We start from the raw sequence: 13,714 nt of genomic DNA, 5'->3' as shown, positions 1-13,714 counted from the left end.
AATCAACGTTTTCCTCTATACCCTTATCAGTTATAATTTTTCCATCTCTATCTGATACTTCATAGCAAAGACAAGTTCTGATTCCTAATTCTTTCGCTACATCTTTTATAGTAAATAGGCTTCCTTCTATTGCATTTGGGCTTGCATGATGATCAAACACAGTTGTAACACCATTTTTAATACAATCTATATAGGTAGAGTAAGCACTATATTTAGTATCTTCTAATGTAACTTGCTTATCTAATCTCCACCATAGATTTTCTAATATTTCCATAAAGTTTTCTGATGGTTTACCCGGTATTGCCATTCCTCTAGCAAAAGAGCTATATATATGCATATGAGAATTTATAAGTCCTGGCATTATAACCTTATTACCCGCATCTATATACTCATGGCTTGGGTATTTAGCTTTCATTTTTTCTGTTGTACCAACGTCTTCAATTATATTTTCATTTATAACCACACATCCATTTTCTATGAAAGGATTTAAATTATCACACGTTATAAGTCTACCATTCCCAACTAAAATCATAATTTATTCCCCCTTTAAAACCTTGCCGGCTTTAATGTGATTGTATTTGCCTTCCTCTATTACACAGTTTCCGTTTATAATTACATAATCTATTCCTACTGGATACTGCATAGAATCTATATAATCATCACATCCACTTACCTTATCTTTATCAAAGATAACTATATCTGCATAATAGCCTTCTTTAAGCTCTCCTCTTTCTTTAATACTAAAACTTGTTGCTGCTTTTTTAGTCATTTTATATACTGCCTCTTCAAGCTCTAATACTCCTAATTCTCTAACATATCTTCCTAGTATTTTAGGGAATGAACCGTAAGCTCTTGGGTGTGGTTTACCTGATAAAAGACCATCAGTACAAACATTTTGCTCTTCTCTTTTCATAAATCCAATTACATGCTCTTCTAATCCATAAAAGTCTACCATTCCAACTGCATTTTCTTCCTCTAATAGTAAATCAAAGGTAGCGTCTAATGGATCTATTCCTTTTATTTGTCCTAACTCTAAAAGGTTTTTTCCTATTGCATATTCATTTTTTTGTTTTTTACGCTAGTAACAAATATTTGATCTATCCCTGCAAATTCTATAAAGTTATCCCATCCATCTATACCATTAGCTATATCATATTTCATTTTTTGTCTTTCTTTTTGGTCTTTTAGTCTTTCAATTAGCTTATCAGTTCCACCTGAATGAGCCCACGGAGGTAAAACAACTCCAAGCATTGTACTTCCAGCCGCATATGGATATTGATCAAATGATACTTTTATGCCCTCTGATTTTGCTTTTTCTAGCAATTCTATAACTTCAGGTATATACTTCCAGTTAGATTTTCCACAAACTTTAAAATGTGAGAAATGAACTTTTACACCTGATTTTTTTCCAATTTCTATAATTTCTTCCATAGAACTTAAAATTGTATCAGCTTCACTTCTTTGGTGAACTACAAATACACCATCGTATTTAGCCACTACCTTACACATTTCTATAAGCTCTTCAGTTAGTGAGTATGCACATGGTATATATATAAGTCCGGTAGATAATCCTATAGCCCCAGCCTTTAACTCTCTTTCTGTTATTTCGCACATTTTTTGAATTTCTTCTTTAGTAGCTGGTCTATCTTCAAGTCCCATAGCTTCCATCCTTACATTTCCATGAGGAACTAAATAGGTTTCATTTAATCCTATACCTCTATTTTTCATCATAGATAAGTAGTTCTCTGTAGTTTCATACTCCCAATTTATTTCATCACTCTCTCCGTCTAATCCAGCCAAATTTTTTCTCCATGAAGATATGTGCTCTTTAGGAAGTGGGGCCATGGAAATTCCATCCTGCCCCAATACTTCCGTTGTTATTCCTTGTCTTATTTTTACTTCATTATATGGATTAACTAAAATCATTAAATCCGAATGGCTGTGAGTATCTATGAAACCTGGGCAAACTACTCTGTCTCGTGCATCTATTACTTTATCAAAAGCACCTTCTATCTTTGATGATATTTCTAATATTTTCTCGTCTTCAATCAATAAATCTCCAACATATGCTTTTGTTTTATTTCCATCTACTATAAGCCCCTGTTTTATTAAAGTTCTCAAAAAACCATCTCCTAATTATTTTTTATAAACTGATTTTAATATTCCGTAATATCCTTTAGCTCCTATTGTTAATTGTTCTATTTCTATATACTCATCTATTGTATGAGCAAGATTTTCTTTAGAAGGTCCAAATCCTATAGTTTTTATACCAGCTTCTCCTGCATAGTGGCTACCATTAGTACAGAATGAATATTGAGTTATTTCTGGATCTATACCAGCTTCCTTTAATCCTTTATATGCAGCTTGTACAAACTCATCATTTTCATCATATAACCAACCTGGGAAGAATCTTTCTCCTTCTATTTTGTTTCCTGTATAGCAATCTTCTTTTCCTACTGCATATGAAACCTTTGCATTTAATTCGTTATCTTCTTCCATTAGCTTATCTAGTAAGTCTTGTATAGGCTTTAGTACACCTTCTTTAGTTTCACCTACTAAAAGTCTTCTATCAAAAGTAACCTTACAGTAATCTGGAACTACTGATGCTCCTGGATATGGTGAAGATTTTATATCTGTTAAAACTAATATACCATCTCCTAATACTGGATGAGTTGGAGGTACTAATTCTTGTATTTTTTCTATTATCTTGCTCATTTTATATACAGCATTTATACCTTTATGTGGATTAGCAGAGTGAGCAGGTTTTCCAAAAGTCTCTATAACAATCTCTCCTCTACCTCTTTGACCAATTTTTAAGTTTAATTCTGAAGATTCACCTATTACTACATAGTCTGGCTTTACAGCTTCACTTATTTTTCTAGATGCTATACCTTCAAATATTTCTTCATGAACAACTCCTGCTACATAAAGTTCTCCTTCAAAGTCTTTATTTGTATCTTTTGCAAAGTATGAAACTGCAGCCATCATTGCACTTACTTGCCCCTTCATATCAGAAGTCCCTCTTCCATAAATCTTTCCGTCTTTTATTAGACCTTCAAAGGGTGGTACACTCCATTTAGTTTCATCTGGAACTGGAACTGTATCTATATGACCATCAAATAGTATTTTTTTTCCTGGTTTATTACCTTTTATGCACCCTATTATATTTCCGTAATCATCTATGAACCAACTATCAAACCCTAATCTTTTAAAATTATTTTCTATAGCTTTTGCTACATTTTCTTCTTGTCCTGAGTAACTAGCATTTCTTATTAGGTCTTGGCAAACTTCTATTAATTCTTGTTTTCTAGATTCAGTTAACATTTAGGCTCCCCCTTGTATTTTAAATATTCTATCTAAATTATTTTTATAAAATTGATATATTAAGATTTTTATTATAAGCTAGGACATTCTCCATTCCAAACTATATCTAAATATTTATCAGGATCTGTATCTCCCTCTGTACTTATTAATAGTACCTTTGAGTTTTCATCTAATTTTAATGATTTTCTTAGTTGTGCTAAGTTTTCATCTTGCATTATAGAAACTAAAGTTCCTGTTGTTACTGCTCCTGATTCTCCTGAAATTACTTTTTCATCTCCTCTTAATGGATTTCCTAATATTCTCATACCTTTTGCAGAAACCCAGTCCGGAGCAGATATAAATGCTTCTGAATAATCTTTTATAATTTCAAATCCTATAGTATTTGGCTCTCCACAAGCAAGACCAGCCATTATAGTTTGCATGTCTCCACCAACAAATCTAGGCTTTCCATCTCCAGCCTCTGCTGATTTATAGTAGCAATCAGCTTGATCAGCTTCAACTACTACAGTTATAGGACACTCATCAAATTCAGATGCAACATACCCTTGAATTGCTCCTGCAAATGATCCAACACCTGCTTGCACAAATACATGAGTAGGTCTATCTACTCCATATCCTTTTAATTGTGATATAGCTTCTTTAGCTAAAGTTCCATAACCTTGCATTATCCACGCTGGAATATCTTCATATCCCTCCCAAGCAGTATCTTGGACTACTAATCCATCTACTTTTTTTGCATTTTCTGTTGCAAGCCTTACTGCATCATCGTAGTTTAGCTCAGTTATAGTAGCTTCTGCACCTTCTGCTTTTATATTATTTAGTCTCGTTATTGATGATCCTTTTGGCATATAAACTACAGCTTTTTGTTTTAATTTATTTGCAGTCCATGCAACACCTCTACCATGATTTCCATCAGTAGCAGTGAAGAATGTTATATCTCCTAGTTCTTTTCTTACTTCATCAGATATTAATTTTTCATATGGAAGTTCTGATATATCTTTTCCTAATTTATCAGCCATGTATTTAGCCATAGCAAAAGACCCACCTAAAACCTTAAATGCATTTAAACCAAATCTATAAGATTCATCTTTTAAATAAACACCACCAACGCCTATAGACTTAGCTAAATTCTCTAAGTTTACTAATGGAGTCTCTTTATATTGAGGAAAGCTTTCATGAAATCCTTTTACTTTTGTTATCTCATCATCATTTAAAAACTTAATTCCTTCTTCCCTATTTTTTGATTTTGGTAGATTATTTAATTTCCATTTTATTTGTTCCATATAATATCTCCTTGTTAATTTAATATTTTTTATGCAATTATATAAAGCAAACATCATGCCAATTATTATTTTTAAGTTAATTTTTTATATAATAATTTTCTATTTATTGGAAATACTAAATTTGATATGATTACTAACTATTTTTCATAAAGAAAAAACTTCCAAGTAAAAAAAATAATTCTCAATTTGATAAAAATTTATCAAATCGAGAATTATTTTTTGAGAATTTTTCTATTTAGTTTTCATCTAATTTTCTATATAGTGTAGCTAAACCTATTCCAAGCTTTTTAGCGATAAGCTTTTTAGTTTTAGTATCTTTTCCATACTTCTCAAGTAGTTTATTTATATATATTAGTTCCAATTCTTTAAGGGATACTATTTGTTCTTCTACTTCAACAAATTCTTTATACCCTTCATCCAATGCTAATTCTATACATCCCTTTTCATCACATACCTTTACTATGCTATTTTTTCTTTCATAGTAATTTAAAATGTCCACAGGAAGCATATCTGTAGATATTACTCTATCATCTCCAACTAAATTCATCATATACTCAACTGCATTTTCCAATTCTCTAATGTTCCCAGGCCAATCGTAGCTATTTAATAACTTTATTACATTGTCATCAATCATAACTGAATCTATATTAAGTTCTTTTGAGTATTTGTCTACAAATATTTTCATTATATCATTAATATCTTCTCTTCTATCTCTAAGTGGTGGCAAAGCTATGGGAATTACATTTAGTCTGTAGTATAAATCTTCTCTGTATTTTCCTTCGTTTACAAGCTTCAATAAATTTTTATTAGTAGCGGAAATTACTTTTATATCTAAATCTATAAGTTTGTTAGATCCAATTCTTGCAAACTTTCTTTCTTGTAATACTCTTAGTAATTTAGCTTGTAGATGAAAAGATAAATCCCCTATTTCATCTAAAAATATTACTCCTCCATTTGCAAGTTCAAATTTACCTATTTTACCACCGCTACTTGCACCACTAAATGCACCTTTCACATATCCAAATAATTCACTTTCTAATAGATTTTCTGGAATTGCAGCACAATTTATAGCTATAAATGGTTTATCACTTCTATTTCCTTCAGAATGTATAGCCCTTGCTATAAGTTCCTTACCTGTACCACTATCTCCTGTTATAAGAACTGTAGAGTTTGATTTTGATAACTTCTTTATTCTATTTTTCACATTTGCCATTAGCTTTGATTTTCCAATTATAGAATCTATGGTTTTTATTTCCCATTTACTATTTATAGCTTCATCATTTATAGTTTCATCGAGTATCTTATCAAATATAATTATCCTGTCATATGATCTTATGTATGGATAAACAGGTGTTATTTTAGCAATCATAGTGTATTCGTTATAATTTATATTTATTGTAATTAAATCTTTATTGTCAGTGGACTTTTCATAATTAACTAATCTTAACTCTTCATTTATACAGTCTTCTTTTAGCTTTAAACTTAACTTAGCTATTTTGTTAATATACGATATTTTATTATTACTATCTAATATAACTACACTTTTCTCTACATTATTTATTATTTCATGAAACATTTGCATTTTTTTATCGTTATTTTTATTTATCTCAGATTCTTCTATTTTCATAGATATTAAATCACAGATATTTTCTATAAAAGGAATATAAGAATCTATTTTTTTAATTATATCATTTTTTTTATCTTTATCAGTACTTATAGCCCCTATTACTCCTAGTGTTTGATTATTATATTTTATAGGAACTGCTATTATAGTTTTATTTAAACATTTTTTATAGTTTCTACATTCTATACATATTTCATTTTTTTCTAAATCGAGTACTACTAATTCTATTCCTGTTTCTAAAACTTGAGAGTATATGTTACCTTCAGAGATAACACTTTCATTAACCTTATTTCTGTATATACCAGTTCCATTAAGCCTAATTAATTTATCATCAACTATTTCAATATCAATATCCAATACACTAGATATAATCTGTATATGTTTTTCTAAGTAACTTTGAAATGGTTTTAATTTACTCTCCATAATTTCCCCCCATATATTAAAATTAGGCAGTAAGTAAATTACTGCCTAATTATTAAATTACATATTCTCTAGTATTTCTAATAATTCTTCTTCTGTATATTTATATTTTCTATTGCAGAACTGACATCCCACTTCAGCCTGTTTATCTTCTTCTACTATCTCAGATAATGCTGTTTTTCCTATAGAAATTAATGCACCTTGAACTCTTTCTTTTGAGCATTCACATTCAAATTTAACATCACAAGTATCTAGTATTCTTGGATTTAATCCATCTAAAACTATATTTAATATATCTTCTGGAGTATTTCCATCTTGCATCATGTTAGTTATAGATTGTAATCTTGATACATTTTCTTCTAACCTTGATATAGTTTCTTCCTCTGCATCTGGCATTAATTGAACTATAAGTCCTCCAGCATGTTCTACTTCATATTCAGTAGTAAGCACCCCTAATGCTACTACTGATGGTGTTTGTTCTGATACTGTAAAGTAGTAAGTAAAATCTTCTGCTATTTCTCCACTTACTAATGGGTAAGCTCCATTATAAGGTTCTCTAAGTCCTAAATCTTTTATAACCTTAACTACACCAGAAGTTCCTACTGCAGCAGCTACGTTTAATTTACCATTTTCATAATCAGGTACTTCCACTTTAGGATTTGATACGTAACCTTTAACAGTACCTTCTACATCTGAAGTTGCAAGTATAGTACCTATTGGCCCTCCACCTTTTATTATTACTGATAATTTATCACCTTTATTTTTCATCATTAAGCCCATCATAGATGTAGCTGTCAATGTTCTCCCTAAAGCTGCTGTTGCTACCTTAGTAGTTTCATGTAAAGCTCTTGCTTCCTCTACCATATTTCTAGTAGTTGCTACAAAGGCTCTTATCTGTCCATCGGCTGCTGTTGCTCTTATTACGTAATCTTTCATTGTATTCCTCCAATAATCTTACTCTATTTTTTATAGCACATAGTAAATTTTATTCATTTCTATTTATAGTCAAATATAATTTACGTATATATGCTTCAAAAAAGTTATCCTTTAAAATCTTCAATTATAAGACTTTTTTACATACGAAGAATATTCTTTCATCTTCTCCACTTGGACTTTCAAAAGTGAAGTCTGCATAAGTTTTTATATGCTCAAAACCTGCTACTTTAAGTAGGTCTATTATTTCTTCTTGCGTATAAGCTCTTTGTTGATGTACTTCTTCAAATCTCTCAAATTTTCCATCTTCATCCTTAATGAAGAAGGCTAATTCCATTTCTACTAAGTTTTCTTCTTCATCAAAATAGTTTTGCCACATATAAGCTATCTCTTCTCTATTTTCACCATACATATTGTTTCCTAGTATTGTAGATAATTTGTAGAATGAGCTTATATCAAATATGAATAAACCGTCTTTTTTTAATAACTCATAAGACTTTTTAAATACATGCTCTAAATCATCATCATAAGTTATATAATTAAATCCATCACATGCACATAGTATGCAGTCTAAGTTCGGTATATCAAAGTCTAATTCTGCCAAATCTTGCTGAAGTAAAACTAGTTCTACACCTTCTTTTTCTGCCTTTTCTCTAGCAACACTAAGCATTTCTTCTGATATATCAATTGCTGCTATATCATAATTTTTCTTAGTTAAAGGTATAGTCATGTTACCTGTACCACATGCTAGTTCTAATATATTTTGAACCTTAACATTTTCACTTTTTATTATGTCTTCTATATATTTAACCCATCCATCATAATCAACTTCATTCATAAGCTCATCATAAATGAATGCAAAATCTTTATACTGTTTCATCGTCCTTATTTGCTTCCTCCATCATCTTCTTCTTTTGTTTTTTTCGTGATGTAAGCATTCCACCTATTTTTCCAGCTTCCTTAGCTGTAAGCCCTGCCCAGCCTCGTTCGCTAACCTTGTCCATAAGGCCAAGTTCTGATGCTATCTCATATTTCATTATATCATTATCTGTCAATATTTTTTTCTTTTTACTATTTGATTGACTTTTTTTTACCTGGTTTATTTAATAATTCATTATTCATAAAAAAACACCCCTTTTTATTTATATTTGTATTTTTGTCATATAAACAAAAATTATACAAATATTTAAGGGGTATCTTTAAACGATATGTCTAACCCTAAAGGCCATTTTTCTATTTATAGATCAATAAATTTATAAGCTTTGTTAAATATAATTTTTACTCTAATGAATTTTTATATTTTAATAGTTGAATATACGAGTCTAATCCATTTAATAAAACACCTTCATTAAAATTAAAGTTTAAATTATGAAGTCCATTTACAAATCCTTTTTCTTCATCTCTTGATCCAAGCATAAAGAATAATCCTGGAACTTCTCTTTGATAATAAGAGAAATCTTCAGATATCATCATAGGCGCTAGTTTTATTACTTTTTCTTCTCCTAAAGCATCTACAAATTCTTCATATAAATGCTTGTTGTTATTTACAGAAGGATAATCATCTTTTATATTAAGATTTATTTTACAATTATAAGATTTCTCAACACCTTGGCATATTTCTTTCATTCTAGTTTTCATACTATCATAAACTTTTGGATCAAAAGTTCTAAGAGTTCCTTCTAATCTTACATTTTCTGCGATTATGTTTCTTCTAGTTCCTCCATTTATTTTACCGACAGTAAGTACAGCATTATCTAATGGGCTTACATTTCTAGAAACTATGCTTTGTAATATATTAACAAGATTTGATGCTATTAAAATTCCATCTATTCCATTTTGAGGCATAGCTCCATGTCCACTTTTAGATATTATATCAATATTAAAATCCCCTGCCTGTGCCATGAAATACCCTGGAGCAAGACCTATATACCCTTCTTTAACCTCAGGGTATATATGAAGTCCATATATTTCGTCTATTTTATATTTATCTATAATACCTTCTTTTATTAAGTCCTCTGCTCCTCCTGGGCCTTCTTCAGCTGGTTGAAATATAAATACTATATTATCATTTAAAATATCTAAATTATTATTTATAAACTCGACTAATCCTAGTAATATGCTAGTATGTCCATCATGTCCACATAAATGCTTAACTCCTTCTTCTGTAACAAGTCCATCTATATCCGCTCTAAAAGCTATTGTTTTTTTACCTATTTTCCCTTTTAAAATTCCTATTGTTGCTGTTGTTAAATACGTATCGCATTTAACATTAATACTATCTAAGTAATCTCTTATATACTTTGCTGTTTTAAATTCTTTCCTACCTACTTCGGCTATATTATGCAGTATTTTTCTATGATTATAAATATTTTCTTGCAAGCTTTTAGTATTTTTTATCATATACAATCCCCCTATAAATTTGTCCCATATTTATATATGTTCTTGTATAAATTTTAAATACATATATTTTAAATTTTCTCTATTTTATATAAAAGGTATCCTTTTATATAAAATAGAATATACATAAAATTAAAGACTATTTTATATAAATCTACTGAGCTTAGTCTTAAATAAATGTGTCTTGTAATAACAATTTGACACTATATTTTAAACAATTAAAGTTTTGAATAATTTAATTTTATTAATTGGGGTGATTTTAATGAAAAAGGTAAATGTGGCTTTAGTCGGAGCAACTGGTATGGTTGGGAGAACCTTTTTAAAGGTATTACAAGAAAGACAATTCCCTATTGAGAATTTATATTTATTTTCATCTGCAAAATCTGCGGGTTCTCATGTCACTTTCAATGGAAAAGATTATATAGTTGAAGAACTAAAAGAAGATGTGTTTAATAATAGAGATATACAAATTGCATTATTTTCAGCAGGAGGAGAAATTAGTAAAAAATATGCTCCTATAGCAGCATCTAATGGTATTATAGTAGTAGATAACTCTAGTTATTGGAGAATGGATCCAGATGTGCCTTTAGTTGTTCCAGAAGTTAATCCTGAGGCTGTGAAAAATCATAATGGTATAATTGCAAATCCTAACTGTTCTACTATACAAGCAATGGTTCCACTTAAGCCTCTTCATGATAAATATAAAATAAAAAGAATTGTTTACTCTACATACCAGGCGGTTTCTGGTTCTGGTGTTAAAGGAGTTAAAGACCTAGAAGGTGGAGTTTTAGGAGATCCTAACAATTTCTATCCACATCCAATAGCGTTTAACTGCTTACCTCATATAGATGTTTTTACTGATAATGGTTATACAAAAGAAGAAATGAAAATGGTTAATGAGACTATGAAAATATTTAATGATTATGAACTAAAAGTTACTGCTACTACAGTAAGAGTTCCCGTTAAAAATTGTCATAGTGAATCTATAAATATTGAATTTGAAGAAGCATTTGATTTATCTCACCTTGTAGATGCTCTTGAATCTATGCCTGGCATCGTAGTTGTTGATGAACCTTCAAACAATGAATATCCTACTGCTATAGATTGTACTGGAAAAGATGAAGTCTACGTTGGAAGAATAAGAAGAGATTTTAGCGTTGATAATGGAATTAATATATGGGTTGTAGCTGATAACATTAGGAAAGGTGCTGCTACTAATGCAGTACAAATAGCTGAATTATTATTATCTTATGACCTAGTTTAATTTCTTAATTATATAAACTAACTATAATATTAAATTTTTATATAAAAGGAGAATTATATATGATATTTAAAGGATCTGCAGTCGCTTTAGTTACACCTTTTACTGAAAATGGTGTTGATTTTGAAAAATTAGGTAAATTAGTAGAATATCACATAGAAAATCATACTGATGCACTAGTTATTTGTGGAACTACTGGTGAAGCTACAACTATGAGTGATGATGAACAATTAGCTGTTATAAAATACGTAGTAGATAAGGTTCAAAAAAGAATACCTGTTATAGCTGGAACTGGATCTAATAATACTGCTCATTCTATTTACTTAAGCCAAAAAGCTGAGAAATTAGGCGCTGATGCATTATTAATAATCACTCCTTATTATAACAAAGCCAATCAAAGAGGTCTTAAACTTCACTTTGAAGAAATAGCTAAAAGCGTTAATTTACCAATAATACTTTATAATGTTCCTGGAAGAACATCTATGAATATAAAACCTAGTCTTGTAGCTGAACTTGCTAAAGTAGATAATATAGTAGCAGTTAAAGAAGCTAGTGGAGATCTTGCTCAAGTAGCTGAAATTGCTAGATTAGTTCCTGATGATTTTGCTATATATTCAGGTAATGATGATTCTATAGTTCAATTACTATCTGTTGGTGGAAGCGGAGTTATATCTGTTCTTGCCAATGTTTGTCCTCAAGAAACTCATGATTTAGTTCAAAAATTCTTAGACGGAGATATAGAAGGTTCTAGAAAATTACAACTTGATATGAAACCTTTAATAGATGCTTTATTTATTGAAGTAAATCCTATACCAGTAAAAACAGCAATGAATTTACTAGGATTTGAAGTTGGAAATTTAAGATTACCTTTAGCAGAAATGGACGAAAAAAATCTTCAAGTATTAAAGCAAGAGTTAATTAATAGAGGCTTAAAGGTGGTAGATTAATTATGCTAAAAGTTATAGTAAGTGGTTGCTTTGGTAAAATGGGATGTGTATTAACAAAATGTATTCAAGAAGATAGTGATTTAGAATTAGTTTGTGGAGTGTCTCAAGATGTTCCTAATAATCCTCCATTTAAAGTATATTCTAAAATGGTTGATATAAAAGAAAAGGCTGATGTAATAATAGATTTTTCTCATCATTCAACATTAAATGATGTGCTATCTTTTGCACTACAAAATAAAATACCTTTGGTAATAGCTACTACTGGATATAATGATGATGAATTAAGAAAAATAAAAATAGCATCAAAAAGTATACCAATTTTCCACTCTTCTAATATGTCCTTAGGAGTTAATGTCCTTTTAAAATTAGTAAGAGAGGCTGCTAAAGTTTTAAATGGATTCGATATTGAAGTAATAGAAAAACATCATAACAAAAAGGTTGACGCTCCAAGCGGTACGGCTGTTATGATTGCTAATGCAGTAAAAGAGGTTTTACCTAATGTTGAGTATAACTACGGTAGATATGGACGTTCTGCAAAAAGAAGTGAAAATGAAATTGGTATACACGCTGTTAGAGGTGGAACTATTGTCGGTGAACACGATGTAATTTTTGCTGGCCATGATGAAGTTGTTCAAATTGCTCATAGCGCTCAGTCTAAAGATATTTTTGCAAAAGGTTCTATAACTGCTGCTAAATATTTAGTTAATCAAGACTGTGGTTATTATAACATGGACGATATGCTAAATTAAATTTTAATTAATATACTAAGGGGGATATCTAATGATAAATTTAAACGATGCTTATGAAATTGCTAATTTTATTAAACAATCTAAAAAAGCTACACCTGTAAAGGTGTATGTAAATTGTAATAATATTACACTTAAGTCAGCTGATAGTTTTAAAGTTTTTGGTTCTAATAATTCCTATATTTTAATAGGAGATTATGAGGGAATATCAAAAATTCTTAAAGATAATAAAGATAATATTATTGATACCCATATTGAATTTGATAGAAGAAATTCAGCTATACCTATGTATAACTACTTACATGAACATGCAAGAATAGAACCTGGTGCGATTATTAGAGACATGGTTACTATCGGAAAAAGTGCTGTTATAATGATGGGTGCTGTTATTAACATAGGCGCTGTTGTTGGAGAAAATTCTATGATAGATATGAACGCTGTTATCGGAGCTAGGGGTATAGTTGGTAAAAATGTTCATTTAGGTGCGGGTGCTGTAATTGCAGGAGTATTAGAGCCACCATCAGCTTCTCCAGCAATAATAGAAGATGATGTATTAGTTGGAGCTAATGCTGTAATACTTGAGGGTGTTAAGGTAGGAAAAGGTGCTGTTGTTGCTGCTGGTGCTATTGTAACTCATGATGTAGCTCCAGGGTGCGTAGTTGCTGGCTCTCCTGCAAAAGTTATTAAAATGAAGGATGAAAAAACATCTATTAAAACTAAAACAATGGATGGTCTTAGAGATTTAGATTAATAAAAAAGCTTAGTTACTGTAAGTAACT

Annotated in this window: 14 protein-coding genes; 4 read left to right on the top strand and 10 right to left on the bottom strand. The window is 30.2% G+C overall.

Annotated elements, in window-relative coordinates:
* The 10 genes from BN899_RS13070 to BN899_RS13030 form a co-directional block, all read right to left on the bottom strand.
* On the bottom strand, positions 1-532 hold a 532-nt coding region (locus BN899_RS13070; RefSeq protein WP_042276167.1), incomplete at its 3' end, for an amidohydrolase family protein.
* A 3-nt stretch (positions 533-535) separates the two neighbouring features.
* Positions 536-955 (bottom strand): amidohydrolase family protein, encoded by a 420-nt coding sequence (locus tag BN899_RS20610; RefSeq protein WP_330362557.1) that lies wholly within the window; start codon positions 953-955, stop codon positions 536-538.
* A 92-nt stretch (positions 956-1,047) separates the two neighbouring features.
* Positions 1,048-2,121: an N-acyl-D-amino-acid deacylase family protein gene (locus tag BN899_RS13065; RefSeq protein WP_330362556.1), complete on the bottom strand. Its 1,074-nt coding sequence runs from the start codon at positions 2,119-2,121 to the stop codon at positions 1,048-1,050.
* A 15-nt stretch (positions 2,122-2,136) separates the two neighbouring features.
* Entirely contained in the window at positions 2,137-3,324 is a 1,188-nt protein-coding gene (locus BN899_RS13060) for a YgeY family selenium metabolism-linked hydrolase (protein ID WP_042276164.1), read from the bottom strand.
* A 71-nt stretch (positions 3,325-3,395) separates the two neighbouring features.
* Positions 3,396-4,607: a diaminopropionate ammonia-lyase gene (dpaL, locus tag BN899_RS13055; protein WP_042276161.1), complete on the bottom strand. Its 1,212-nt coding sequence runs from the start codon at positions 4,605-4,607 to the stop codon at positions 3,396-3,398.
* A gap of 235 nt (positions 4,608-4,842) precedes the next feature.
* Positions 4,843-6,654 carry a sigma 54-interacting transcriptional regulator gene (locus BN899_RS13050; RefSeq protein WP_042276158.1) on the bottom strand — a complete coding sequence of 604 codons (1,812 nt, stop codon included), beginning with the start codon at positions 6,652-6,654 and terminating at the stop codon, positions 4,843-4,845.
* A 57-nt stretch (positions 6,655-6,711) separates the two neighbouring features.
* Positions 6,712-7,587, bottom strand: a complete 876-nt coding sequence (hslO, locus tag BN899_RS13045) for an Hsp33 family molecular chaperone HslO (RefSeq protein ID WP_042276156.1) — start codon at positions 7,585-7,587, stop codon at positions 6,712-6,714.
* Positions 7,588-7,711: 124 nt separating this feature from the next.
* Positions 7,712-8,464: a class I SAM-dependent DNA methyltransferase gene (locus tag BN899_RS13040; RefSeq protein WP_042276153.1), complete on the bottom strand. Its 753-nt coding sequence runs from the start codon at positions 8,462-8,464 to the stop codon at positions 7,712-7,714.
* Positions 8,451-8,639 carry a small, acid-soluble spore protein, alpha/beta type gene (locus tag BN899_RS13035; protein ID WP_278244990.1) on the bottom strand — a complete coding sequence of 63 codons (189 nt, stop codon included), beginning with the start codon at positions 8,637-8,639 and terminating at the stop codon, positions 8,451-8,453. Before BN899_RS13035 ends, BN899_RS13040 begins: the two co-directional genes overlap by 14 nt.
* A gap of 223 nt (positions 8,640-8,862) precedes the next feature.
* On the bottom strand, positions 8,863-9,981 hold the full coding sequence (locus BN899_RS13030) for an amidohydrolase (protein WP_370659294.1): 1,119 nt from the start codon (positions 9,979-9,981) through the stop codon (positions 8,863-8,865).
* 262 nt (positions 9,982-10,243) lie between these two features.
* Here BN899_RS13030 and BN899_RS13025 point away from each other — a divergent pair, with 262 nt between their 5' ends.
* Genes BN899_RS13025 through dapD form a run of 4 tightly spaced genes read left to right on the top strand, consistent with a single transcriptional unit; the run spans position 10,244 to position 13,686 of the window.
* Positions 10,244-11,245, top strand: a complete 1,002-nt coding sequence (locus BN899_RS13025) for an aspartate-semialdehyde dehydrogenase (RefSeq protein WP_042276144.1) — start codon at positions 10,244-10,246, stop codon at positions 11,243-11,245.
* A 59-nt stretch (positions 11,246-11,304) separates the two neighbouring features.
* Positions 11,305-12,189, top strand: a complete 885-nt coding sequence (gene dapA / locus BN899_RS13020) for a 4-hydroxy-tetrahydrodipicolinate synthase (RefSeq protein WP_042276142.1) — start codon at positions 11,305-11,307, stop codon at positions 12,187-12,189.
* Between the two features lie 2 nt (positions 12,190-12,191).
* A complete protein-coding gene (gene dapB / locus BN899_RS13015) occupies positions 12,192-12,938 on the top strand; it encodes a 4-hydroxy-tetrahydrodipicolinate reductase (protein ID WP_042276138.1) in 747 nt (248 codons plus the stop codon).
* Between the two features lie 31 nt (positions 12,939-12,969).
* Positions 12,970-13,686, top strand: coding sequence for a 2,3,4,5-tetrahydropyridine-2,6-dicarboxylate N-acetyltransferase (gene dapD / locus BN899_RS13010; protein ID WP_042276136.1), 717 nt, complete (start codon positions 12,970-12,972; stop codon positions 13,684-13,686).
* Positions 13,687-13,714: the final 28 nt, after the last annotated feature.

The organism is Faecalimicrobium dakarense (genome assembly GCF_000499525.1).
GTDB classification, from domain to species: Bacteria; Bacillota; Clostridia; order Peptostreptococcales; family Peptostreptococcaceae; genus Faecalimicrobium; species Faecalimicrobium dakarense.
The sequence above is the reverse complement of the archived record's forward strand: the minus strand, read 5'-3'. Positions and strand labels throughout refer to the sequence as shown.

What these genes read in the sequence shown, in the direction of transcription:
- BN899_RS20610 (WP_330362557.1), bottom strand. Translation starts at nt 955, where the DNA reads ATGGTAGACTTTTATGGATTAGAAGAGCATGTAATTGGATTTATGAAA.
- BN899_RS13060 (WP_042276164.1), bottom strand. Translation starts at nt 3,324, where the DNA reads ATGTTAACTGAATCTAGAAAACAAGAATTAATAGAAGTTTGCCAAGAC.
- dpaL (WP_042276161.1), bottom strand. Translation starts at nt 4,607, where the DNA reads ATGGAACAAATAAAATGGAAATTAAATAATCTACCAAAATCAAAAAAT.
- BN899_RS13050 (WP_042276158.1), bottom strand. Translation starts at nt 6,654, where the DNA reads ATGGAGAGTAAATTAAAACCATTTCAAAGTTACTTAGAAAAACATATA.
- hslO (WP_042276156.1), bottom strand. Translation starts at nt 7,587, where the DNA reads ATGAAAGATTACGTAATAAGAGCAACAGCAGCCGATGGACAGATAAGA.
- BN899_RS13040 (WP_042276153.1), bottom strand. Translation starts at nt 8,464, where the DNA reads ATGAAACAGTATAAAGATTTTGCATTCATTTATGATGAGCTTATGAAT.
- BN899_RS13025 (WP_042276144.1), top strand. Translation starts at nt 10,244, where the DNA reads ATGAAAAAGGTAAATGTGGCTTTAGTCGGAGCAACTGGTATGGTTGGG.
- dapA (WP_042276142.1), top strand. Translation starts at nt 11,305, where the DNA reads ATGATATTTAAAGGATCTGCAGTCGCTTTAGTTACACCTTTTACTGAA.
- dapB (WP_042276138.1), top strand. Translation starts at nt 12,192, where the DNA reads ATGCTAAAAGTTATAGTAAGTGGTTGCTTTGGTAAAATGGGATGTGTA.
- dapD (WP_042276136.1), top strand. Translation starts at nt 12,970, where the DNA reads ATGATAAATTTAAACGATGCTTATGAAATTGCTAATTTTATTAAACAA.